This is a genomic window from Sphingopyxis sp. DBS4 (assembly GCF_024628865.1).
Taxonomy (GTDB): domain Bacteria; phylum Pseudomonadota; class Alphaproteobacteria; order Sphingomonadales; family Sphingomonadaceae; genus Sphingopyxis.
The window spans coordinates 3,701,447-3,725,246 of record NZ_CP102384.1; the positions used below are offsets into that span (position 1 = coordinate 3,701,447).

Annotated in this window: 20 protein-coding genes; 15 read left to right on the plus strand and 5 right to left on the minus strand. The window is 67.4% G+C overall.

Going from position 1 to position 23,800, the window contains the following annotated elements:
• Nucleotides 1-25: 25 nt before the first annotated feature.
• Together NP825_RS17765 and NP825_RS17770 are read right to left on the minus strand one after the other, a co-directional pair.
• On the minus strand, nt 26-1,687 hold the full coding sequence (locus NP825_RS17765; protein ID WP_257546032.1) for an NAD+ synthase: 1,662 nt from the start codon (nt 1,685-1,687) through the stop codon (nt 26-28).
• 33 nt (nt 1,688-1,720) lie between these two features.
• Nucleotides 1,721-2,224 carry a DUF2306 domain-containing protein gene (locus NP825_RS17770; protein ID WP_257546034.1) on the minus strand — a complete coding sequence of 168 codons (504 nt, stop codon included), beginning with the start codon at nt 2,222-2,224 and terminating at the stop codon, nt 1,721-1,723.
• A gap of 175 nt (nt 2,225-2,399) precedes the next feature.
• Here NP825_RS17770 and NP825_RS17775 point away from each other — a divergent pair, with 175 nt between their 5' ends.
• From NP825_RS17775 to NP825_RS17830, 12 genes are all read left to right on the plus strand, one after another.
• Nucleotides 2,400-3,173 carry a LytTR family DNA-binding domain-containing protein gene (locus NP825_RS17775; RefSeq protein ID WP_257546036.1) on the plus strand — a complete coding sequence of 258 codons (774 nt, stop codon included), beginning with the start codon at nt 2,400-2,402 and terminating at the stop codon, nt 3,171-3,173.
• A 66-nt stretch (nt 3,174-3,239) separates the two neighbouring features.
• The gene (locus tag NP825_RS17780) at nt 3,240-4,175 is read left to right on the plus strand and encodes a ribose-phosphate pyrophosphokinase (RefSeq protein ID WP_257546038.1); all 936 of its coding nucleotides are present in this window, start codon (nt 3,240-3,242) and stop codon (nt 4,173-4,175) included.
• A 143-nt stretch (nt 4,176-4,318) separates the two neighbouring features.
• Nucleotides 4,319-5,101, plus strand: a complete 783-nt coding sequence (gene hisN, locus NP825_RS17785; protein WP_257546040.1) for a histidinol-phosphatase — start codon at nt 4,319-4,321, stop codon at nt 5,099-5,101.
• Between the two features lie 23 nt (nt 5,102-5,124).
• Nucleotides 5,125-5,475 (plus strand): GFA family protein, encoded by a 351-nt coding sequence (locus NP825_RS17790; RefSeq protein ID WP_257546043.1) that lies wholly within the window; start codon nt 5,125-5,127, stop codon nt 5,473-5,475.
• A 130-nt stretch (nt 5,476-5,605) separates the two neighbouring features.
• Nucleotides 5,606-5,809 carry a 50S ribosomal protein L35 gene (rpmI, locus tag NP825_RS17795; protein ID WP_257546045.1) on the plus strand — a complete coding sequence of 68 codons (204 nt, stop codon included), beginning with the start codon at nt 5,606-5,608 and terminating at the stop codon, nt 5,807-5,809.
• A gap of 13 nt (nt 5,810-5,822) precedes the next feature.
• On the plus strand, nt 5,823-6,188 hold the full coding sequence (rplT, locus tag NP825_RS17800) for a 50S ribosomal protein L20 (protein WP_257546047.1): 366 nt from the start codon (nt 5,823-5,825) through the stop codon (nt 6,186-6,188).
• Between the two features lie 494 nt (nt 6,189-6,682).
• Nucleotides 6,683-7,585, plus strand: coding sequence for an AraC family transcriptional regulator (locus NP825_RS17805; protein ID WP_257546049.1), 903 nt, complete (start codon nt 6,683-6,685; stop codon nt 7,583-7,585).
• Between the two features lie 110 nt (nt 7,586-7,695).
• Nucleotides 7,696-8,790, plus strand: a complete 1,095-nt coding sequence (gene pheS / locus NP825_RS17810; protein ID WP_257546051.1) for a phenylalanine--tRNA ligase subunit alpha — start codon at nt 7,696-7,698, stop codon at nt 8,788-8,790.
• Nucleotides 8,787-11,174 (plus strand): phenylalanine--tRNA ligase subunit beta, encoded by a 2,388-nt coding sequence (pheT, locus tag NP825_RS17815; RefSeq protein WP_257546054.1) that lies wholly within the window; start codon nt 8,787-8,789, stop codon nt 11,172-11,174. The genes pheS and pheT overlap by 4 nt, the downstream gene beginning before the upstream one ends.
• Nucleotides 11,175-11,433: 259 nt before the next feature.
• Complete coding sequence (locus NP825_RS17820; protein WP_257546056.1) at nt 11,434-12,384, plus strand: alpha/beta hydrolase; 951 nt, start codon at nt 11,434-11,436, stop codon at nt 12,382-12,384.
• Complete coding sequence (locus NP825_RS17825) at nt 12,381-12,818, plus strand: GFA family protein (protein ID WP_257546058.1); 438 nt, start codon at nt 12,381-12,383, stop codon at nt 12,816-12,818. Before NP825_RS17820 ends, NP825_RS17825 begins: the two co-directional genes overlap by 4 nt.
• Before the next feature lie 129 nt (nt 12,819-12,947).
• Nucleotides 12,948-13,499 carry a methylated-DNA--[protein]-cysteine S-methyltransferase gene (locus tag NP825_RS17830; protein WP_257546062.1) on the plus strand — a complete coding sequence of 184 codons (552 nt, stop codon included), beginning with the start codon at nt 12,948-12,950 and terminating at the stop codon, nt 13,497-13,499.
• Nucleotides 13,500-13,509: 10 nt separating this feature from the next.
• Here NP825_RS17830 and NP825_RS17835 read toward each other — a convergent pair whose 3' ends face one another.
• Together NP825_RS17835 and mutS are read right to left on the minus strand one after the other, a co-directional pair.
• Entirely contained in the window at nt 13,510-16,269 is a 2,760-nt protein-coding gene (locus NP825_RS17835; protein ID WP_257546065.1) for a [protein-PII] uridylyltransferase, read from the minus strand.
• 142 nt (nt 16,270-16,411) lie between these two features.
• Nucleotides 16,412-19,072 carry a DNA mismatch repair protein MutS gene (mutS, locus tag NP825_RS17840; protein WP_257546068.1) on the minus strand — a complete coding sequence of 887 codons (2,661 nt, stop codon included), beginning with the start codon at nt 19,070-19,072 and terminating at the stop codon, nt 16,412-16,414.
• A gap of 396 nt (nt 19,073-19,468) precedes the next feature.
• Between mutS and NP825_RS17845 the strand changes: the two genes are divergently transcribed.
• Nucleotides 19,469-21,733, plus strand: coding sequence for an NADP-dependent malic enzyme (locus NP825_RS17845; protein ID WP_257546070.1), 2,265 nt, complete (start codon nt 19,469-19,471; stop codon nt 21,731-21,733).
• Between the two features lie 230 nt (nt 21,734-21,963).
• Here NP825_RS17845 and NP825_RS17850 read toward each other — a convergent pair whose 3' ends face one another.
• On the minus strand, nt 21,964-22,455 hold the full coding sequence (locus NP825_RS17850; RefSeq protein WP_257546072.1) for an outer membrane protein assembly factor BamE: 492 nt from the start codon (nt 22,453-22,455) through the stop codon (nt 21,964-21,966).
• A 282-nt stretch (nt 22,456-22,737) separates the two neighbouring features.
• Here NP825_RS17850 and NP825_RS17855 point away from each other — a divergent pair, with 282 nt between their 5' ends.
• Both NP825_RS17855 and NP825_RS17860 read left to right on the plus strand, forming a co-directional pair.
• Nucleotides 22,738-23,271 carry a ubiquinol-cytochrome C chaperone family protein gene (locus NP825_RS17855; protein WP_257546074.1) on the plus strand — a complete coding sequence of 178 codons (534 nt, stop codon included), beginning with the start codon at nt 22,738-22,740 and terminating at the stop codon, nt 23,269-23,271.
• Nucleotides 23,268-23,789 carry a DUF177 domain-containing protein gene (locus NP825_RS17860; protein WP_257546076.1) on the plus strand — a complete coding sequence of 174 codons (522 nt, stop codon included), beginning with the start codon at nt 23,268-23,270 and terminating at the stop codon, nt 23,787-23,789. The genes NP825_RS17855 and NP825_RS17860 overlap by 4 nt, the downstream gene beginning before the upstream one ends.
• Nucleotides 23,790-23,800: the final 11 nt, after the last annotated feature.

The window sequence follows — 23,800 nt, forward strand, 5'->3', positions numbered from 1 at the left end:
GCGCGCGACGCGAGTCCGCGCGCGCCTACCCCGTCCGAAACCCGTGGGTGATCGGATAGCGCCGGTCGCGGCCGAAGTTGCGCGTCGACAATTTGACCCCCGGCGGCGCTTGGCGGCGCTTATACTCGGCGATCATCAGCAGCCGCTCGATCCGCGCCACGGCGGCGCGGTCGAAACCGTAGCGCGCGACGACATCGTCGACGCTCGCTTCCTCCTCGACGAGCATGTGGAGCATGCAGTCGAGATCGGCATATGGCGGCAGGCTGTCCTCGTCCTTCTGGTCGGGGCGCAGCTCGGCGCTCGGCGGCTTGGTGACGATATTGGCGGGCATCACCGGCGTCACCGGGTTGCGCGACAGCCGCGGCACATGCGCGTTACGCCATTCGGCAAGCGCGAACACCGTGGTCTTGTAGGCGTCCTTCAGCGGATTATAGCCCCCCGCCATGTCGCCATAGATGGTCGCATAGCCGACGCTCATCTCGCTCTTGTTGCCCGTCGTCAGCAGCATCGGTCCGAATTTGTTGGAAAGCGCCATCAGCGTCACCCCGCGAATGCGCGACTGGACATTCTCCTCGGTCGTATCGACGTCCTTGTCGGCGAAGCTGTCCGCGAGCATCGCATCGAACGCCTCGACCGCGGGCGCGATCGGGATGGTGTCGAGCCGGCACCCGATCATCTGAGCGCAGCCCCTCGCATCATCGAGGCTTTCCTGGCTGGTGAAGCGGCTCGGCAGCATCACGCACCAGACCTTGTCGGGGCCGAGTGCGTCGGCGGCAATGGCGGCGCAGATCGCCGAATCGATGCCCCCCGACAGCCCGAGCACGACGCCGGGGAAGCGGTTGCGTTCGACATAGTCGCGCAAGCTCAGGATCATTGCGCTGTAGATATCGGCGGGATGCGCCTCCCACGCGGCGATTGCGCCCGCCTCACAGGTCCAGCCGCCTTCGCCCTTCGTCCAGCGCGTCACGCGCTCCTCGCTTTCCCAGTCGGTCAGCCGGTGCGCGGCGGTCCCGTCGGCGTTGAGCACGAAGGAGCAACCGTCGAACACCAGCTCGTCCTGCCCGCCGATGCGGTTCAGAAATATCAGCGGCAGCCCCGTCTCGGCAACGCGCGCCGCGAACACCTGCGTCAGGCGGCGGTCGTCCTTGTCGATTTCATAGGGACTGCCGTTGACCGAGATCAGCATTTCGGCGCCCTGATCGGCGAGGTGCCCGCAGACCGCCGGAAACCATCCGTCCTCGCAGATCGGCAGCCCCAGCTTCACGCCGCGCCATTCGATCACATCAGGAAGCGGGCCCGGAGCAAAGACGCGCTTTTCGTCGAAGGTGCCGTAATTGGGCAGTTCGTGTTTGCGCCGCGTCGCGACCACGCGGCCCTCGTCGAGCAGCGCGACGATATTGTAGAGCCGCCCCTCGGCGTCGCGCTCGACCGACCCGACGAGCATCGCCGGGCCACCGTCGCCGGTCTCGGCCGCCAGTTCGGCGAGGACCGTTGCCGCACGCTCGGCGAGCGCGGGCTTGAGCACCAGATCCTCGGGCGGGTAGCCGATCAGTTGCAGTTCGGGATAGAGGATCAGGTCGGCATCGCCGTGCCGCGCGCGAACGTCGCGCATCGCGTCGGCATTGGCTGCAAGGTCGCCGACCGACTGGGTCATCTGCGACAGGACGATGGAGAGCTCGGTTGTCATGCCGGGGGGTTTAGGCGCAACCGCCCTGCCCATTCAACCGAAGAGAAGCGCCCACAGCGTCCGTCCCGGGGCCATCGCGAAAACGCCGGCGGCGACCAGTCCGAAGAATATCCCGCGCATCGTCTTCAGATGGCGATCAATATCGCCCATCCGCGCAAACCAGATCGCGCGCGGCAATTGCACGAGCGTCAGCACCGAAAAGACATGGATCGGCCCGATGCCGCCGGTGAGGGTGCGAATCCAGAAGCTGTCGATCGCGGTCACCAGCATCAGCAGCGCCCAGACGCGCCCGCCGATGCGGTGCGCCGTATCGCCCTTGACCGGGCGCCACAGCAGCCAGGCGCCGAGCGGGAGCGCGGGAAGCACCGTCGCAAGATGGACCCATATCGCGAGCGGCGGAGTGCGATAGGCGGACGGCGCGCCCGCCACCAGCCGCACGGCAATGGCGAGCGCGGTGACCCCGGCGATCAGCAGCACGGTCAGCGCGATCCGGCGGACCAGCGCCGAGGCGTTGCGGGTGGAAGCAAGTGCGGTCATGGGTCGATCCTGTTCTTTTTCCGGTGACATTTTCCGGCTGTTCGCCAGTCGCCCCTTCCTCCTGCCGCGCCGCCGTTCGCCGGCAAGCGCCGCTTCGCCGATCCGGCCGATTTCTTCGCAAAGCGGGGCGCGCGGCCCATTGACGCTTCGCGAACGGGCCCACACAAGCCGCCGGATGGCAAAGCGGCTGGCGATGGAATTGATGGCGATGGCGGCGCTCGGCCTGCTGCTCGGGCTGCTCGGCCCGTTCGGCACCTTCGCGCTGCCCACCGCCGAACGGATGCTGGTCTGGGTGATCTGGCTGCTCGCGGGCTATGCCGTCTATCGCCCGTCGGGGATCGTCGCCCGCTGGCTGTGCGAAACCACCGGATTGCCGGGACCGGCGGGCACCATGCTCGCGCTTGTCGTCAGCAGCTTTCCCCTGACCCTGATCATCGCGGTGATGTCGATGGGGATCGGCTTTCCCGAAGTGCTCCGCTGGCCCGGCTTCTGGCGGCTCTATTTCTATATATTGATCATCTGCGCCGTCGTCGCCGTCACCATGACCGCGCTGTTCGGACGCGCGCCGGCGGGCAAGCCGCACGCGCCAGCCGCCGTAGCGGTCGATGCCGACGTGCCGCGCGCCGAAACGCCATCCATCGTCTCGCCGCCCTCGCTTCCCCTGCCGCCCGGCTTCGGCCCCGTGCGCGCCCTGAAGGGCGAGGATCATTATGTCCGCGTCATCGGCGAGGCGCGCGAAGAACTGGTCCTGATGAGGATGCGCGACGCCATTGCAGGGCTCGGTTCCGTCGACGGCCTTCGCGTCCACCGGAGCTGGTGGGTCGCCCGCGATGCCGTCGCCTCGGTGCGCCGCGACGGCCGCTCCGCCATGCTGACATTGGCAGGCGGACAGGAGGTTCCGGTGTCGCGCGACATGATGCCGCAATTGCGTGCCGCGGGGTGGCTTTAACCCCTTCCCCTATCGGCGCCCGCTGGCTAAGGGCGGCGCAATCCCACTCACCGCGAAAGGGCCCCCATGAAACTCATCTCCGGCAACAGCAATCTGCCGTTGGCCCGCGCGATTGCGGATTATCTCGAACTGCCGCTGACCGACACCAGCGTCCGCCGCTTCGCCGACGAGGAAGTCTTCGTCGAAATCCACGAAAATGTGCGCGGCCAGGATGTGTTCGTCGTCCAGCCGACCAATTTCCCGGCCAACGACAATCTGATGGAGTTGCTGATCCTCACCGACGCGCTGCGCCGCGCCTCGGCGAAGCGCATCACCGCGGTCGTCCCCTATTTCGGCTATGCCCGCCAGGACCGCAAACCCGGCCCGCGCACGCCGATCTCGGCCAAACTCGTCGCCAATCTGATCACCACCTCGGGCGCCGACCGCGTCCTCGCGATCGACCTCCACGCCGGGCAGATCCAGGGCTTCTTCGACATTCCGACCGACAATCTCTATGCCGCACCGGTGATGAGCGCTGACATCCAGGCGCGCTTCGGCGGCAAGAATCTGATGGTCGTGTCGCCCGACGTCGGCGGCGTGGTGCGCGCCCGAGCGCTCGCGAAGCGGCTCGACAACGCGCCGCTCGCGATCGTCGACAAGCGCCGCGAGCGCGCCGGCGAATCCGAAGTGATGAATATCATCGGCGACGTCGCGGGCCGCTTCTGCATCCTCATCGACGATATCGTCGATTCGGCGGGCACCCTCTGCAACGCCGCCGCCGCGCTGAAGGCCGCGGGCGCCGAGGGCGTCGTCGCTTATTGCACCCACGGCGTCCTGTCGGGCGGCGCGGTCGCCCGTGTCGATGCGAGCGAGCTCACCGAACTCGTCATCACCGATTCGATCATGCCGACCGACGCGGTCAACGACAGCGGCAAGGTCCGCGCGCTGACCGTCGCGCCGCTGCTCGGCGAAGCGATCAAGCGCATCGCCGACGAATCGAGCGTGTCGTCGCTGTTCGACTAGGCTGGCGTAGCGTGGCGCCGCCTTCAGGGCTGTCGTGTGTCCCCGCGAAGGCGGGGACCCATCTCCTGTCGGCGCTATTTTGCACGGGCGGATGATGGACCCCCGCCTTCGCGGGGAACAGGTTTTTTGCTTTGGGAAACAAGATGACCCTCGAATCCGACATCGCGCTCGCCCATCGCCTCGCCGACGCCGCGGGCGCGACGATCCGTCCCTTTTTCCGCGCCGCCTTTTCGCACGAGGCCAAGGCCGACGCCTCGCCGGTGACCGAGGCCGACCGCGCCGCCGAAGCCGCCATGCGCCGCCTGCTCGATGCCGAGGCACCGCGCGACGGCATCATCGGCGAGGAATATGGCGCCGAACGGCCAGAGGCATCGCGCCAATGGGTGCTCGATCCGATCGACGGCACCGTCAGCTTCATGGCCGGTCGCCCGATCTTCGGTACGCTGATCGCGCTGCTCCAGGACGGCTGGCCGCTGATCGGTATCATCGACCAGCCGATCGCCGGTGAGCGCTGGGTGGGCGCGACGGGGCAGCCGACCCTGCTCAACGGCAAGCCCGCGCGTACGCGCACCTGCCGCAACCTGTCCGACGCCGTGCTGGCAACGACGGGCCCGCAATATTTCAGCGACCACGACGGCGAGCATTTCATGGCGCTCGCGGCAAAGACGTCGCACAAGCGCATGGTCTTTGGCGGCGACTGCTATAACTACGGTCTGCTGGCCAGCGGTCATATCGACCTGGTGGTCGAGGCGGGGTTGAAGCTCCACGATTATGCGGCGCTCGTCCCCATCGTCGAGGGCGCGGGCGGGACGATGTGCGACTGGAACGGCGAGCCGCTGAACGCCGACAGTGACGGCCATGTCATCGCATTAGGCGATCCGGCGCGGCTGGAAGATGTTATCGAAGGGCTTGCCTGCCACCATTAGGGCCAGGCCCCAGGGAGAGAGACATGGCGTTCGACGGAAGCTGCCATTGCGGCGCGGTGACCTATACGGTCGAGGGAGACATTCCCACGACGGCGATGAGCTGCAACTGCTCGCACTGCCGGCGCAAGGGCTTCCTGCTTTCCTTCGTGCCGATCGACCAGTTCCAGTTGACGGGCGGCAGCGACAAGCTCGCTTCCTACACGTTCAACAAGCATAATATCGACCATCAATTCTGCACCGACTGCGGTTGTCAGGGCTTTTCGGTCGGCACCGGCCCCGACGGCAAGAAGATGGCGGCGGTCAACCTGCGCTGCGTGCCCGAGGCCGACCTCGATTCGCTGACAATCCAGAAGGTCGACGGCGCAAGCTTCTAGGCCGCTTCCCCGCTTGCAATTCGGCGCGAATCCGTCTAGGCGCGCGCCTTCGCACGATAGATTAGCGGACCTGCCTGGCGACAAGGGCTGCCAGGGCCGGTCGATATCGTCGCTTAAAAAGGAGACGAAAATGCCCAAGCTGAAGACCAAGAGCGGTGTGAAGAAGCGCTTCAAATTCACCGCCTCGGGCAAGGTGAAGCACGGCGTTGCCGGCAAGCGTCACCGCCTGATTTCGCACAATTCGAAATATATCCGCACCAACCGCGGCACCAGCGTGCTCAGCGATTCGGACACGGCCCATGTACGCCTCTGGGCGCCGTACGGCCTGAAGTAAGGAGCGCTAGACCATGTCACGCATCAAACGCGGCACGACCACGCACGCCAAGCACAAGCGGATCCTTGATCAGGCGAAGGGCTATTACGGCCGTCGCAAGAACACGATTCGCATCGCCAAGCAGGCGGTCGAAAAGGCCGGTCAATACGCCTATCGCGACCGCAAGGTGAAGAAGCGGACCTTCCGCGCCCTGTGGATCCAGCGCATCAACGCTGCGGTCCGCGCCGAAGGCCTGACCTATTCGCAGTTCATGCACGGCGTGAAGCTGGCCGGGATCGAGCTGGATCGGAAGGTCATGGCCGACTTGGCGATGAACGAAGGCGGCGTTTTCACCGCGATCATCGCACAGGCGAAGGCGGCGCTGCCCAAGGCAGCGTAAGGCTTTCGGCGAAATTGCTGAAACAAAAGGGCGGTCCTTCGGGGCCGCCCTTTTTCGTTGGGCTGCGATCACCTGCGCCGGATGTCGGCTTTGGGGTGGGGGGCTACCCCTGCCCACCTTCGTCATTCCCGCGAAAGCGGGAACCCAGTGTGGGGTTAGCCGACGCACGCTCTGGGTCCCCGCTTTCGCGGGGATGACAAAGTTAGGAGATGCCGGGGCATCCGCAATCGGTCGTTAGCCGACGCCCTGCGGTCCTCAAACAGGAACGGCGCGAAGGTTTCCCCCCGCGCCGTTCCGACAATGGCTTATTGGAAAACCATCGCCCCCCTCCCTCCGAACCGGATAGCCGTGGGTCGCAGAAAGCATACGGCCGGCGGAAGTGTCCCTATGGCGCGACATATGCCGTCGCGGGCCTGCGAAAAATTGTAAAAACCCGACAATCGCTTCGTCTGAACTGTTGTTTTTTTACGCGCCGCTCCGCATGAGATGACGTCATGACCGTGGGAGAAACTGCCAGCGGGCCGGCGGCCGGCGTGCGCGTCACGACGCGCTTCTTTCCCGTATCGGAGCCGCTTCGTCCCTATTGCAGCATCATCTACCTCACCGAGGTCGAGGCGTCCCCCGGAGTGCGCGTCGAGGATTATCTGCATCCCGAATGGGCAAATCTGCGCTTCATCGATGGTGAACCCTCGCTTGCCGCGGTCGGCGGCGACACGCCGGCCCCCGCGCCGCGCTTCATCGTCACCGGCCCAACGAGCCAGGCGACCTATTTCGCCGCGGGCCGGATGCGCGCTTGGGGCATTGGAATCCTGCCCGCGGGCTGGGCCAAATTCTTCGCGCTTCCCGCCGAGGATCTCGCGGACCATTTCGTCGATGGCGCGCAGCATCCTGCATTCGCCGCGCACGCCCCGCTCGCGGACGAGCTTCGGCAGGCAAATGATGCGGAGAGTGCGGCGCGCCTGCTCGACGACCATTTCGCCGGTCTGCTCGCCGCCGCGCCGCCCGACGATCCCGCCATCTTCGCCGCCCACGCCGCGCTCATCGACGACGAATTGACCAGCGTCGCCGAACTCGCCGAAAAGCTCGGCCTCTCCGAGCGGTCGGTCGAGCGATTGTCGCGGCGCGCCTTCGGTTTTCCGCCCAAGCTGCTGCTGCGCCGCCAGCGCTTCCTGCGCAGCCTCGCGCGCTTCATGCTCGACCCGTCGATGAGCTGGATCGAAACGCTCGACTATCATTATTATGATCAGGCGCAGTTCACGCGCGATTTCCAGCGCTTCATGGGAATGAGCCCGCGCGCCTATGCCGCGCGGCCGAAGCCGATCCTCGGCGCTGCCGCGCTGGCGCGCGCCGCGGCGGCCGGCGAAGCGGTGCAGGGACTCCACAAGCCCGGCGGATAGCGCGCGTTTCGCGCCGCCGGACTTGACCCGTGCGCCGCCTTCGGTGCAAGCGGCAGACGACCGACGCGCGGGGGACCGCCGTCCCCCGAACGATACAGAAACGAACGACGATGAGCGAGACAGAAGCCTTGAAAGCGAAGCTGCTGGGCGAGATTGAAACCGCAAGCGATCTCGACGCGCTCGAGGCGCTGCGCGTCGCGGCGCTCGGCAAGGCGGGGAGCGTGACCGGGCTGCTCAAGACGCTCGGCGGCATGACCCCCGAAGAGCGCCAGACCGAAGGGCCGAAGATTCACGGCCTGCGCGAAGCCATCACCGCCGCGATCGGCGCACGCAAGGCCGCGCTTGAAGGCGCCGCGCTCGACGCGAAGCTTGCCGAAGAGACGCTCGACATGACGCTCCCCGCCGCCGCCGCACCCAAAGGCAGCGTCCACCCGGTGAGTCAGGTGATGGACGAGCTTGCCGAAATCTTCGCCGACATGGGCTTCGCGGTCGCGACCGGGCCCGAGATCGAGGACGACTGGCGCAATTTCACCGCGCTCAACATTCCCGAGACGCATCCCGCGCGCGCGATGCACGACACCTTCTATTTCCCCGACACCGATGCCGAGGGCCGCGCGATGCTGCTGCGCACCCACACATCGCCGGTGCAGATCCGCACGATGATGAGCGAGCAGCCGCCGATCCGGATCATCGCGCCGGGGCGCGTCTATCGCAGCGACAGCGACGCGACGCACACGCCGATGTTCCATCAGGTCGAAGGCCTCGTCATCGACCGCGGCATCCATATGGGGCATCTCAAATGGACGCTCGAAACCTTCCTCAAGGCCTTCTTCGAGCGCGACGACATCGTGCTCCGCCTGCGCCCCTCCTATTTCCCCTTCACCGAGCCTTCGGCGGAGGTCGATGTCGGCTATGCCCAGGAAAAGGGGCGGCGGATCGTCGGCGGCAACGGCGACGACGAGGGCCATGCGTGGATGGAGCTGCTGGGCAGCGGCATGGTCAACCGCCGCGTCATCGCGAACTGCGGGCTCGATCCAGACGAATGGCAGGGCTTTGCCTTCGGCATCGGCATCGACCGGCTGGCGATGCTCAAATATGGCATGGATGACCTGCGCGCCTTCTTCGACGGCGACCTGCGCTGGCTGGCGCATTACGGGTTCGGCGCACTGTCGGTGCCAACGCTGAGCGGGGGGATTTCGGCATGAAGATCACCCTCGACTGGCTCCGCGAGCATCTCGATGGCGACTATTCGGTCGCCGATGTCGTCGGCGCCCTCAACCGCATCGGCCACGAAGTCGAAGGCGTCGAGAATCCGGCCGAGAAGCTCGCGGGCTTCCGCGTCGCCAAGGTGCTGACCGCCTCGAAGCACCCCCAGGCCGACAAGCTGCAGGTGCTGACCGTCGACACCGGCGACGGCGGCGATCCGCTCACCGTGGTCTGCGGCGCGCCGAACGCGCGCGCGGGGCTCGTCGGCGTACTCGGGCTGCCCGGCGCGGTGGTGCCCGCGAACGGCATGGAGCTGAAGGTCGCCGCGGTGCGCGGCATCGAATCGAACGGCATGATGTGCTCGACGCGCGAGCTGGAGCTTGGCGACGATCATGACGGCATCATCGAGCTGCCCGCCGACGCCCCGATCGGCACGCCCTTCGCCGATTATGCGGGCGCGGGCGATCCGGTGATCGACATTTCGATCACCCCGAACCGGCAGGACTGCATGGGGGTGCGCGGGATCGCGCGCGACCTCGCCGCTGCCGGGCTCGGTACGCTGAAGCCGCTCGACGTCCCGACGATCCCGGGCGAAGGCGCGCCCGCGACCGAAATCCGCACCGACGATCCCGACGCCTGTCCCGCCTTCTTCGGCCGCACGATCGCCGGCGTGACCAACGGCACGGCGCCCGACTGGATGCGCCGCCGCCTCGAAGCGGTCGGGCAACGCTCGATCTCCGCCCTCGTCGACATCAGCAATTATGTGATGTTCGACCTCGGCCGCCCCAGCCACATCTATGACCGCGCCACGCTGACCGGCGCACTCGTCGCGCGGCGCGCAGAGGCGGGCGAGACGGTGACCGCGCTCAACGGCAAGGATTATACGCTCATCGACACGATGACCGTGATCGCCGACGAGCGCGAGGTCCACGACATCGCGGGCATCATGGGCGGCGAGCATAGCGGGTGCAGCGAAGCGACGACCGACGTGCTGATCGAAATCGCTTACTTCACCCCCGAACGCATCGCGCTGACCGGGCAGGCGCTCGGCCTGACCAGCGACGCGCGCAGCCGCTTCGAGCGGGGGGTCGATCCGGCCTTCCTCGACGACGCGACGGCAATCGTGACGGGTCATATCCTCGCCATCTGCGGCGGCACGCCGTCGGCGGTGACGCGCGCGGGCACCCCGCCCGCCGAGGTGAAGACGGTCGATTACGACCCGGCGCTGTCGGCGACGCTCGGCGGCATCGCGATTCCGGCATCGCGCCAGAATGAGATACTCGAAGCGCTCGGTTTCTCGATTATCGAGCAGGCCGGGCACTGGCAGGTCGCGGTGCCGAGCTGGCGCCGCGACGTCGACGGCGCGCCCGATCTGGTCGAGGAAGTCACGCGGATCACCGGATTCGACGCGATCGAATCGGTGCCGCTGCCGCGCGCCGATGGCGTCGCCCGGCCGACCGCGACCGCCGAACAGATGCTCGAACGCCGGGTGCGCCGCGCCGCGGCGGCCGCGGGCTTCCACGAAGCGGTGACGTGGAGCTTCATTTCCGAACGCGAGGCCGCACCCTTCGGCGGCGGCATCTGGAGCCTCGCCAACCCGATCAGCGAAGACCTCAAGGTGATGCGTCCGTCGCTGCTCCCCGGCCTGCTCGCCGCCGCGCAGCGCAATCAGGATCGCGGCGCCGGAAGCATCCGCCTGTTCGAGATCGGCCGCCGTTATCGGGACGATTGCGAACATCCGACGCTTGGGCTGGTAATGGCGGGCGACAAGACCCAGCGCGGTTGGCAGACCGGCAAGGCCGCGCCCTTCGACGCCTTCGACGCGAAGGCGGCGGCGCTGGCGCTGCTCGACGCCGCAGGCGCGCCCGCCGAGCGGCTGCAGGTGATGGAAGCCGTTGCCGGACCCGGCATCTGGCATCCCGGCCAGTCGGCGACGTTGCGGCTCGGCCCCAAGGCGGTGCTCGCCGAATATGGCGCGCTGCACCCGGCACTGACGAAACATTTCGACGTCGATGGCCCGGTGATGGCGGTGCAGATCTTCCTCGATGCGATTCCGACGAAACGCGCGAGCGGCCCGGCGCGTGTGGCCTATGCGCCGCCCGCGCTGCAATCGGTGCGCCGCGACTTTGCTTTCCTCGCGCCCGAGGGGCTGGCGGCCGCCGATCTGGTCCGCGCGATCCGCGGCGCCGACAAGGCGGCGATCGTCGACGCCCGGCTGTTCGATCGCTTTGCCGGCCAAGGGGTGCCCGAGGGGCAGGTTAGCCTCGCGGTCGAGGTTGAACTGCAACCGCAGGAAAAGAGCTTCACCGACGCCGATCTGAAGGCGATTGCCGACAAGGTGGTTGTCGCGGCGGCGAAGCTGGGGGCGGTGCTGCGCGGGTAGGGCGGCCCCGACAAGGCCCAGGCCGCGCGGACAAAGTCCTCCCTCGCTGGAGCGGCGGCTTGGGGTGGAGCGCGGACATTCCCAACCTTCGTCATTCCCGCGAAAGCGGGAACCCAGAGCATGCGTCGGCTGACCCCACTCTGGGTTCCCGCTTTCGCGGAAATGACGGGAAACAGTCGGAATCTGCTCGCACGGTCTGGAGCCCGATGCGAATTTCGTGCAACTTGTCCCGGCAACAGAGTCTGGGGAGAAACCCGCCATGAATACCCGCCATCTCGTCGACCCGGATATCGCGCCGGTGCTCGACATCTTTCCGCGCATCGACCTGGAATCGGTGCCCATCGCCGATATTCGCGCCAGAGCGTCCGAAACTTATGCCTTCCTGCCACCGCCGGTCATCGCACCCGAAGAGGTGCTGATCCCGTCGATCCACGGCGGGCCCGATATTCCGATCTTCCTCTATCGTCCGGCGGAAACCCGGCCGGGCAGCGGCGCGATCCTGCATATTCATGGCGGCGGCATGGTGATGGGGTCGATCCGGCAGATGCAGGCGGGACCGGCGGCACTAGCCGCAGCCGCCGGCGTGCCGGTCGCCTCGGTCGAATATCGGCTTGCGCCCGAACATCCCTTTCCGGCGCCGCAGGAGGATTGCCATTCGGCGCTGGCGTGGCTTGCGGGGCAAGCCGATGCGCTCGGGTACGATACGAGCCGCATCGTCGTCGCGGGCGAAAGCGCGGGCGGCGGGCTGGCGGCGGCGCTGGCGATCATGGCACGCGACCTCGGCGGCCCGGGAATCGCAGGGCAGCTTCTCACTTATCCGATGCTCGACCATCGCACCGGCGGCGATGCCTGCCCCTGGCGTAATCCGACCACCGGCGAATTCATCTGGACGCGCGCGAGCAACCGCTTCGGCTGGCGCGCTCTGCGGGGCGATTACCGCGCCGACGACGCGCGGCGCGGCTGGTTCTCGCCGAGCCTCGCCGACGATCTGTCGAACCTGCCGCCTGCCTATATTGCGACCGGCAGCCTCGACCTCTTCTTCGACGAGAATCTCGACTATGCGCGGCGGCTGACCGCCGCCGGGGTGCCGGTCGAGCTCCACAGCTACGCCGGGGCGATCCACGGCTTCAACGCGGTTCCCGATGCGCCGCTGTCGCAGCGCTTCAACGCGGGGCTGCTCGCCGCCGCCGCCGCGATGACCGGCGCATGAGCGGCGCGCCGATCGAGCGGCTCGCAACCTGCCATTGCGGCCGGCTCCAGCTCCGCTGCATCGGCGAACCCGCGAAAGTCTCGCTCTGCCATTGTCTCGACTGCCAGCGGCGGACCGGGTCGCTGTTCAGCGTCGCGGTTTTCTATCCCCGCGTCGCCGTCTCGCTGGCCGCGGGGGCTGCGAAGACGTTTCGGCGGACATCGGCGAGCGGTTTCGACGTCACGTTCCATTTCTGCCCCGAATGCGGATCGTCGCTGTGGTGGGAACCCGACCGGCTTCCGGATCGCATCGGCGTCGCCGTCGGCGCCTTTGCCGATCCCGATTTTCCGATGCCCGAGCAGGCGGTCTGGGCGCAGGACCGGCACGCGTGGCTGACGCTGCCGGAGAATATCGCCGCGCATGAACGAAATCCGGTGAAGGCGGGCACAAGCTGATCCCCTCTTTGGGCAACGTCGGCTTTCCGCCCCAAAGCGGTCCGGTCGCAGCCGCTCGCGCCTCTGCGCCGACGATATGGCTTTGAAAAAATACCGCCCTATATCTCCGACAAGAACGGGGGATCAGGCTTGATCAGCCAGGGCCATTATCAGCTCTTCGGAACGGCGACCGGGGTCGCGGCAATCGGCTGGAAGGGCGCCGGCATAGCGAGCTTTCGTCTGCCCGCGCCGACCGCGCCCGAGACCGAGCGCGCCATTTTGCGTCACCTTCCCGGCGCGAGGCGAGCGGAGCCGCCGGCCGGGATAGCGGCGGTCATCAACGCCGCGATCCGCTATTTCGAAGGCGAGCGGGTCGAGTTTTTCGAAGCGCCGGTCGAACTCGGCGAACCGCCGCCCTTCTTCGCGCGGGTCTATGCCCATGTACGCAAGCTCGGCTGGGGCCAGACGACGACGTATGGCGCGGTTGCCCGCGCACTCGATGCGGGCCCCGAACATGCCCGCGCGGTCGGGCAGGCGATGGCAACGAATCCCGTGCCGCTGATCATCCCCTGCCACCGGGTCATGGCTGCGGGCGGAGGGATCGGAGGGTTCTCCGCACCGGGCGGCGCTTTGTCCAAGGCGCGGATGCTCGAGCTAGAGGGCGTGCCGGTCGCGCCGGTGCAACACGGATTCGATTTCTAGGGTCAGGACCCTAAGCCGCCACCGCCTCTTCGCTGCGGCTTGCCGCCGCCTCCAGCAGCCGCTTTTCGAGGCTCTTGACCCGCGCCGCAGCGTCGATCTTGTCGCCGATCAGGTCGGTGACATAGAAAGTGTCGACCGCGCGCTCGCCATAGGTGGCGACATGCGCGCTGTGCACCGTCACCTTCGACTGGAACAGCGCATAGGCGAGCTGGTTGAGCAGCGCCGGGCGGTCCTGCGCATTGACCTCGATCACCGTGAACCGATTCGACGCCTTATTGTCGATGAACACGTTCGGCGCGATGCGGAACGCCTCGGCGCGGGTGCGCGGCAGTGCGCGCGCTTCGAGTTTCGGCAGCAGCTTCTGGCGATTGGCGAGTGCGTCCTCGATCGCGCGGGTCAGGCGGTCGATCTGCCCCGCCTCGGCGAACGGCCGGCCGAGCGGGTCCTGGACGAGGAAATTGTCGAGCGCCATGCCGTCGCGCGTCGTGTGGATGCGCGCGTCGATGATGTTGCCGCCCGCAAGATGGATGCCTCCCGCCATGCGGTAGAAAAGCCCCGGATGGTCGGCGGCGAGCACCATCACCAATGTCGCGCCGCGATCCTCGTCGGGCACCGCGGCGATGTGGAGCGGGGCGTCGCCCGCGGCCTCGATATGGCGAAGGTTGGCGGCGATCACCTCGACCGGCTCAGCAATCCAATAGCTTTCGGGAAGCCGCTTGATCAGCGCTGCGAAGCGCTTTTCCCCGATACCGAGCAGCTCCGCCACCGCTTCCTTCTTGCTCGCGATCCGCGCCTCGCGCCCGCGCTGCTTGTGGCCGAGGCGCAGCACCTCCTCGGCCGAGTCGAACAATTCGCTGAGCAATTGGCGCTTCCAGCTGTTCCACACCCCCGGCCCGACCGCGCGGATGTCGACGACGGTGAGAACGAGGAGCAGGCGCAGCCGCTCGGGGCTCTGGACGATCTGCGCGAAGTCGAGGATCGTCTTGAAATCGGCAAGGTCGCGCTTGAAGGCGGTCGCCGACATCAGCAGATGGTGGCGGACGAGCCACGACACCGTCTCGGTCTCGGCTTCGCTGAGCCCCAGTCGCGGGCAGACGCGCAGCGCGAGTTCGGCACCGAGCACACTATGGTCGCCGCCGCGCCCCTTGGCGATGTCGTGCAGCAGCACCGCGACATAGATCACCCGCCGCGAATGAAGCTGGTGCATAATCATCGTCGACAGCGGGTGATCCTCCTTCAGCCGGTCCTGCTCGATATCGGACAACAGGCCGATCGCACGGATCGTATGCTCGTCGACGGTATAATGATGATACATGTCGAACTGCATCTGCGCGACGACGCGGCCGAAGTCGGGAACGAAGCGGCCGAACACCCCCGCTTCGTTCATCCAGCGCAGCACCGTTTCGGGGTCGCGCGGGCTGGTCAGCACGTCGAGGAACAATTCGTTCGCGCGGGGTTGGCGGCGCACGCCCTGCGTCTCGATCAGCTTGGCGTCGTGGCGCGCCTGGCGCATCGCCTGCGGATGGATCTCCAGCCCATGCTTGTCGGCGAGCGCGAAAATCTCGATCAGCCGCACCGGGTCGGCCGCGAAAAAATCGTCCGACGGCAACGCGAGCCGACCACGGTCGAGGACGAAACCATGGAGCTTGCCCGGCCGCCGCCGCAGCGTCGGCAGGAAGCGCCGCCCGCGCGCCGCGAGCTGCTCGTCGAGATGCGCGAGGAAGGTGCCGGTCAGGTCGCCGACGCTTTTCGCATGAAGGAAATAGAGCTGCATGAAGCGCTCGACCGCGCTTTTCCCCGGCCGCTCGGCGAAATGCATGCGCTGCGCGATCTCGCGCTGGAAATCGAAGGTCAGCCGGTCCTCGGCGCGCCCCGCGAGCGTATGGAGGTGGCAGCGCACCGCTAGCAGGAAATTCTCGGCGCGCTCGAACTGGCGGAGCTCGCGTTCGGTGAGCAGCCCGGCGTCGACGAGCTCGGGAACGGTGCGGACGCGGTGGATGAACTTGCCGATCCAGAACAGGGTGTGGAGGTCGCGCAGTCCCCCCTTCCCTTCCTTCACATTGGGTTCGACGACATAGCGCGAATCGCCCATGCGCTTGTGTCGATCGTCGCGCTCGGCGAGCTTGTCGGCGACGAAGGCGCGCGCATTGCCCGCGACAACCTCGGCATCGAAGCGCGCCGCGGCCTGGTCGTAAAGGTCGCGGTCGCCCCAGATGAAGCGCGCCTCAAGCAGCGCGGTGCGGATCGTCAGATCCTCCTTCGCGGCGCGGATCATCTCGTCGATCGAGCGCGAGCTGTGCCCGACCTTCAGCCCCAAATCCCACAGCGTATAGAGCTGCGCCTCGATCACCTGTTCGGTCCAGCTCGTCTGCTTGAACGGCGTGACGAAGCCGATGTCGATGTCGCTGAACGGCGCCATCTCGCCGCGGCCGTAGCCGCCGACCGCGATCAGCGTGATCCGCTCGCCCGCCGAGCGGTTGCTGGCGGGATAGAGGCGGTCGACCGTGAAATCGTGGCTCAGCCGGACGATCTGGTCGATCAGGAAAGCGGTCGCGTTCGCCGCGACACGCCCCGACGAGGGATGGTCGAGCAACCGGCGGTCGATCTCGGCACGCCCGGTTTCGAGCGCCTCCTTGAGCAGCGCGACCATCGCACGGCGGCGCGTGCCCGAATCGCTCGTCTCCTCGGCGATGGTATCGAGCCGATCGGACAGCGCGCGGCGATCGATAATCGCGCGGCGGTTTTCGAGATCGTCGAACAGGTCGCTCATCCCGAACGCCCTTCAAGAAAGTTGCGCTCTCCCGCGAAGGCGGGAGCCCATCTCCGGCCGGCGCAAAATGGAACCGACCGGAGATGGGTCCCCGCCTTCGCGGGGACACGCTGCTTTTTCGACGATCCGGCCTGAATCGCCATTAGACCTCACCCGCCACGATCTGCTTGAGCCGGTAGAGCGCATCGAGCGCTTCGCGCGGCGCGAGCGCGTCGGGATCGATGGCGGCAAGCGCCTCGCGCAGCGCGTCGGTCGCGGCGGCGGGGGCTTCGGCAAGGGTCGCGGCGAAGAGCGGCAAATCGTCGAGGCCCGCGGCGAGCCCGCCGGTCTTCTCGCGCCCCGCCTCGAGTTTCGCGAGCACCGCCTCGGCACGCTTGACGACGGCCGCGGACACCCCCGCGAGGCGCGCGACCGCGAGGCCGTAGCTGCGGTCGGCGGGCCCCTCGGCGACTTCGTGGAGCAGCACCAGATCGCCCTGCCACTCGCGCGCGCGGACATGGTGGAGCGACAAGGCGTTCAGCGTTTCGGCAAGCCGCGTCAGTTCGTGATAATGCGTCGCGAACAGACAGCGGCATCGATTGACCTCGTGCACCGCCTCGACCACCGACCAGGCGAGCGCGAGCCCGTCATAGGTCGAGGTGCCGCGCCCGACCTCGTCGAGGATGACGAAACTGTTCGGTGTTGCCTGCGCGAGGATCGCGGCGGTCTCGACCATCTCGACCATGAAGGTGGAGCGCCCGCGCGCGAGATTGTCGCTCGCCCCGACACGACTGAACAGGCGGTCGACGAGCCCGAGCCGCGCCGACGCCGCCGGCACGAAGCCGCCCGCCTGCGCGAGCACGACGATCAGCGCATTCTGGCGCAGAAAGGTCGATTTACCGCCCATGTTGGGGCCGGTGACGAGCCACAGCCGGTCGGCTTCCGACAGCGACACATCGTTGGGGACAAAGCGCTCACCCGATTTGGCGAGCGCCGCCTCGACCACCGGATGCCGCCCACCCGCCACGTCGAGGCACGGTTCGTCGGCGAGGTCGGGGCGGCACCAATTGTGGCTCATCGCATGATCGGCAAGCGCCGCGGCGACGTCGATGCGCGCCAGCACGTCGCAACTCGCCGCGATCGCCTCGCGCCGCGCCACCGCGGCATCGGTCAGCGCTTCGAGGTGCGCGGCCTCGGCGGCGATCGCGTGAACGCCCGCCTGGGTGACGCGGCTCGCGGTTTCGTGAAGATCGGCCGAGTTGAAGCGCACGACGCCCGCCAGCGTCTGGCGATGGGTAAAACCCGATTCGGGTGCCATCAGCGCGTCGGCGTGCTTCGCGGGCACCTCCACATGATAGCCGAGCACGCCGTTATGGCGGATCTTGAGCGAGGCGATGCCGGTACGATCGCGATATTGCGCTTCGAGCGCAGCGATTGCCTTGCGCCCGTCGCGCGCGGTTTCGCGCAAGGCGTCGAGCGCATGGTCATAACCCTCGGCGACATAGCCGCCCTGCGCGGCGTCGACCGGCGGCGTTTCGATCAAGGCGCGGGTCAGTTCGTCGACGAGCGCGCCATGGCCGTCGAGTCCCGGCAGCAGCCGCGCCAGCAAAGGGGGCAGGTCTGGGCGCCGCGCGAGCCGTTCGCGGAGCAACCGCGCGCCGCCGAGCGCATCACGAAGCTGCGCGAGATCGCGGGGCCCGCCGCGCCCCGCGACGAGCCGCCCGAGCGCGCGCCCGGCATCGGGCAGCGCGCGCAGCGCGGCGCGCAGATTGCCGCGCCACAGCGCATCGCGCGCGAGTGCGTCGACAAGGTCGAGCCGGTCGAGGATCGCCGCCTTGTCGGTGAGCGGGCTCGCGAGATCGTCGGCGAGCAGCCGCGCGCCCGCCGCGGTGACGGTGCGGTCGATCGTGCCGAGCAGGCTGCCGTCGCGCGCACCCGCCATCGTGCGGACGAGTTCGAGGCTTTCGCGCGTCGCGGCGTCGATCGCCATCCGCCCCGACGCCGATACGCGAAGCGGCGGCTGGAGGAAGATCGGTTGTCCGGTCGCGACATGATCGAGATAGGCGGCGAGCGCGCCCATCGCCGCCAGCTCGCCGCGGGAGAACTGGCCGAAACCGTCAAGCGTCTGCACGCCGAAGAAGCTTTCGAGACGCTTCTCCGCCGCCGCGCTCGAAAAGTCGGATTGGGGGCGCCGCACGACCTGGCGCGCGACCCATTCGGGCACCTCCTCGGCCTGTTCGCTGACCAGCAGTTCGGAGGGCGCGAGCCGCGCGAGTTCGGCGTCGACCTGCTCGGGGCGCACCGCCACAACCTCGAACCGCCCGGTCGAGATGTCGGCGGCGGCAATCGCGACCTCGCCCTCGCTCCCGACCCGCGCGAGCGCCGCGAGCCGGTTCGCGCTGCGCCCTTCGAGCAGCGCCTCCTCGGTCAGCGTGCCCGCGGTGACGAAACGGATGATGTCGCGCGCGACGAGCGCTTTCGAACCACCGCGCGCCTTCGCCTCGGCCGGGGTTTCGATCTGCTCGGCGATCGCGACGCGGTGCCCCGCCTTGATCAGCCGCGCGAGATAGGATTCGGCGCTATGCACGGGAACGCCGCACATCGGCACCGGCGCGCCGCCATGCTCGCCGCGCGAGGTCAGCGCGATGTCGAGCGTCGATGCCGCCGCCTTGGCATCCTCGAAGAACAATTCGAAAAAGTCGCCCATGCGATAGAAGAGCAGGCAGTCGCCCGCTTTCTCCTTCAGCGCCCAATATTGCGCCATCATCGGGGTGGCGGCGGGGGCGCTGTTACTGTTGGCGGCGGGGCGGGCGGTGGCAGGCATCGCACTCTGCTTAGTGATTGGGGGCGGCATGGCAAGGCGTGGGCGACATGAGGGCAGCTTTGAGTGGGGAGCGAACGGTGGAGGATGGCGCCGCTTTCCCCTCCCGCAAGCGGGAGGGGCAGCGAGACTTACGAACTTTGTTCGTCAGTCGCAGCGGGGTGGGCAACCGCAACGCCGCTGGCCCACCCCACAACCCCTCCCGCGGGCGGGAGGGGAGAAGAGTAGCCGAAACCGCCCTTCGCAGACCTGTAAATCTTATCAGACCCACGGAGTTTGTTCGCCCGCCGCGCGAATCTTTTTCCCGAGGCTCGCTCCGTAGGCAGTTACATTTCGCCAAGGTGACGCTAGGGGATTGGGAAACGGGCGCGCGTCTGGAATCGAACCAAGGGGAAAAACATGGACAGCGGCAACAAGGTGCAATTCTCGGACCGCGAGGCCCTGCTCTATCATAATTACGGCCGGCCCGGGAAAATCGAGATCATCGCCTCGAAGCCGATGGCGACCCAGCGCGACCTCAGCCTCGCCTACTCGCCCGGTGTCGCCGTCCCGGTCAACGCGATCGCCGAGGATCCGGCCAAGGCCTATGATTATACGATCAAGGGCAATCTGGTCGCGGTGATCTCGAACGGCACCGCGATCCTCGGGCTCGGCAATCTCGGCGCGCTCGCCTCGAAGCCGGTGATGGAAGGCAAGGCCGTCCTCTTCAAGCGCTTCGCCGACGTCGATTCGATCGACCTCGAGGTGAAGACCGAGGACCCGCAGGCGTTCATCGACGCGGTCGAACTGCTCGAACCGAGCTTCGGCGGCATCAACCTTGAAGACATTGCCGCGCCCAACTGCTTCATCATCGAGGCGGCGCTCAAGGAAAAGATGAACATCCCGGTGTTCCATGACGACCAGCATGGCACCGCGATCATCACCGCCGCCGGCCTGATCAACGCCTGCCACCTGACCGGCCGCGATCTCGGCGAGATCAAGGTCGTCGTCAACGGCGCCGGCGCCGCGGCGATCGCCTGCACCGCGCTCATCAAGGCGATGGGCGTGCGGCACGAGAATGTCATCATGTGCGACCGCAAGGGCACCATCTATCAGGGCCGCACCGAGGGGATGGACCAGTGGAAGTCGGCGCACGCGGTGCCGACCGAGGCGCGCGACCTGACCGCGGCACTGAAGGGCGCCGACGTCTTCCTGGGCCTGTCGGCCGCGGGCGCGCTGAAGCCCGAGATGGTCAAGGACATGGCCCCCGCGCCGATCATCTTCGCGATGGCGAACCCCGATCCCGAAATCTCGCCGCCCGACGCGCGCGCGGCGCGGCCCGATGCGATCATCGCGACGGGGCGCTCGGACTATCCGAACCAGGTCAACAACGTCCTCTGCTTCCCCTTCATCTTCCGCGGCGCGCTTGATGTGCGCGCGACCGCGATCAACGAGGAGATGAAGATCGCCGCCGCCTATGCGATCGCCGACCTCGCGCGCCAGCAGGTGCCCGAGGAGGTCGCGGCGGCCTATGGCGGACGCGCCTCGAGCTTCGGCCCCGAATATATCATCCCCTCGCCCTTCGACCCGCGGCTGATGGAGATCGTCCCCGCCGCGGTCGCCAAGGCGGCGATGGACACCGGCGTCGCGCAGCAGCCGATCGCGGATCTGGAGGCCTATCGCACCAGCCTGCGCGCGCGGCTCAATCCGACGACCTCGGTGCTGACGCTCGCCTATGAAGCGGCGCGCGCCAATCCGAAGCGCGTCGTCTTCGCCGAGGGCGAGGAAGAAGTGGTGCTGCGCGCAGCGATCCAGTTCCGCGACGGCGGCTACGGCATTCCGGTGCTCGTCGGGCGCGAGGGGCTGCACGACAAGCTGCGCGCGATGGGGGTCACCGATCCCGAAAGCTTCGAGGTCCACAACAGCGTCAATTCGCCGCATGTGCCGCAGATGGTCGAGATGATGTACGAGCGGCTTCAGCGCCGCGGCTATCTCCGCCGCGATATCGAGCGCATGGTCAACCGCGACCGCAACATCTTCGGTTCGCTGCTCCTCAAGCTCGGCCTCGGCGACGCGATGATCACCGGCGTCACCCGCACCTATTCGCAGACGATGCGCGAAGTGCGGCGCGTGATCGACCCCGCCGAGGGCAAGACAGCGTTCGGCATCCATGTCCTCGTCGGCCAGCATCACACGGTGTTCATGGCCGACACCACGGTCAACGAACGTCCGTCGGCCGAAATGCTTGCCGACATCGCCGAGCGCACCGCACAGGTCGCGCGGCGGATGGGGCACGAACCGCGCGTCGCCTTCCTTTCCTATTCGACCTTCGGCAACCCGCCGGGGTCATGGCTCGACAATATCCGCGAGGCGGTCCACATTCTCGACGAGCGCAAGCCCGAGTTCGAATATGAGGGCGAAATGGCGCCCGACGTCGCGCTCAATGCGAAGGTGATGGAGAAATATCCCTTCTGCCGCCTGTCGGGAGCCGCGAACGTGCTGATCATGCCGGGGCTGCAATCGGGCAATCTGTCGGCGAAGCTGCTGCGCGAACTCGGCGGCAGCGCGGTGATCGGCCCGATGCTGATCGGGATGGAAAAGCCGGTGCAGGTCGCGACCATGGCCTCGCCCGCGTCGGATCTGGTGACGCTCGCGGTGCTCGCCGCGGGGGGCATCGCAGGGTAACGAGAGGGCTCCCCTCCGCTACAGTCTGTCCTGTCGAGATGGATTCAATCGGCGCAAGACACTTGTGCGCAAAAAGAGCTGTGTGTCCCCGCGAAGGCGGGGACCCATCTCCGGCCGGTTCAAAATAGCACCGGCCGGAGATGGACCCCCGCCTTCGCGGGGGAACAGTTGTTTTTTAAGGACAAGTCAGGCTCCCAGACGGATCAACCTGAACAGGACATCGATAATCTTTACTGCCCCTGCGACCCACCGCCGCCCATGCCGGGGGCGCCGACTGCGCCGATATTGCCGAAGATATCCTCGAAGAAGCTGCGGTGGCGGCCGAGCGTCGGGGTCTTGTCGCCTTCGGGGCTGATCTTGCTCACCAGTTCGAGGCCGGTCTTGTCGACACCGACGACGTTGCCTGCGGGATCGAAGCGCACGCGCAGCACCTGCTGCGCGACGGGGCGCGGGCGGGCGAAGGCGAGCTGGCGGGTCTCGCGCGAGACATAATAATATTCATTGTCGCTGAACTGGCCGACGAAGGTCGGGCGGCCCAGCGTCTTTTCGACCGATTCGCGATTGTCGACGCCGGGGGTGATCGCGGTGGTGAGCACCGGATCGACGACATAGCCCTGCCGCCCCTTGAGCTGCGCGCAGCCGCTGGCGGTCAGCGCAAGCGCCAGCCCGGCGACGATCAGGCGCACGGGGCGGGCGGGAAGCATGGGGGTCTGGATCGGCATCAACTATCTCCGTTGCGCCGCTTTGCGCGAGCGCTGGCAATCGCGCCTCTTAACCGCAAGCAGACGGCAGGCACAAGCGGCTTATGCCGCGGCAATGCTTGCGCCAAGCTGACTCGATTTTGGTGGAGACGGCACCGGCCCGCTCCCCCACCCGGCCACCCATATGATACTGCCGTCGGGTGGCCGGGTGGGGGAGCGGGCCGGTGCCGAACGGTTTTCGCGCATCGGAAACCGAATCCGACGCCCCTTTTCGGATGGGGTGATTCCGCCTAAGCGTGCGCGATGTTCTCATCGCTCCGCAAGCTCTTCAAACCCGACGCCGATCCGCGCGAGGCACGCCGCCCGCTATGGAATGCCGTCATCGCCGCTGCGCGCGCGCCGCACTGGTATAGCGACGGTCAGGTTCCCGACACGCTCGACGGCCGCTTCGACATGATCAGTCTGGTGCTCGCGCTCGTCCTCCACCGGATCGACGACGATCCCGATCAAGCGGTCGCGGGGGTTCAACTCACCGAATTGTTCGTCGACGACATGGATGGCCAGATGCGCCAGATCGGTTTCGGAGACATGGTCGTCGGCAAACAGATCGGGCGGATGGTCGGCGCGCTCGGGGGCCGGCTCGGCGTCTATCGCGCGCCCGACGGGTCGGACGAGCTCAAGGCAGCGCTGGTACGCAATTTGTGGCGCGGCAAGGAGCCGCCCGAAGCGGGACTGGCGCATGTGCTGGCGGGAGTCGCGGACTTGCGCGCGGGCCTTTCGGCGATGCCGGTCGCGGCGCTGGTCGCCGCCGACCGCCTGCCCGGACAGACGGCATGACCGTGCCCGAATTCTCGCATCTCGTCACGCTCGCTGAAGCAGGCCAAGGCCGCACGGTGGCGATCGAAGCCGACGAAGCGTCGCGGGCCGCGATCGCGCGGCGGCTGGCCCTGGTCGCGCTCGACCGCTTCGCGGTGGCTGCCGAGGTGCGCAGCGTCGCGGGCGGGATCGCGGCGACGGGCACGATCGATGCCAAGGTCGTGCAAAGCTGCGCGGCGACCGGACTGCCGGTGCCCGCCCGGCTCCACGAACCCTTCGACCTCCGCTTCCTCCGCGACGCGTCGCCGGCGAGCGACGAGGAGGTCGAAATCAGCGACGCCGACCTCGACATATTGCCGCTCGAAGGTGAGCGGATCGACCTCGGCGAAGCAGCGGTGCAGACGTTGTCGCTGGCGCTCGATCCCTTCCCGCGTCACCCCGACGCCGACCGCATCCTCGCCGAGAAAGGCGTGCTCAGCGAGGAACAGGCGGGGCCGTTCGCGGCGCTCGCGAAGCTGCGGGGGAAGCCCGCGGAATAGAGTCATCTTCG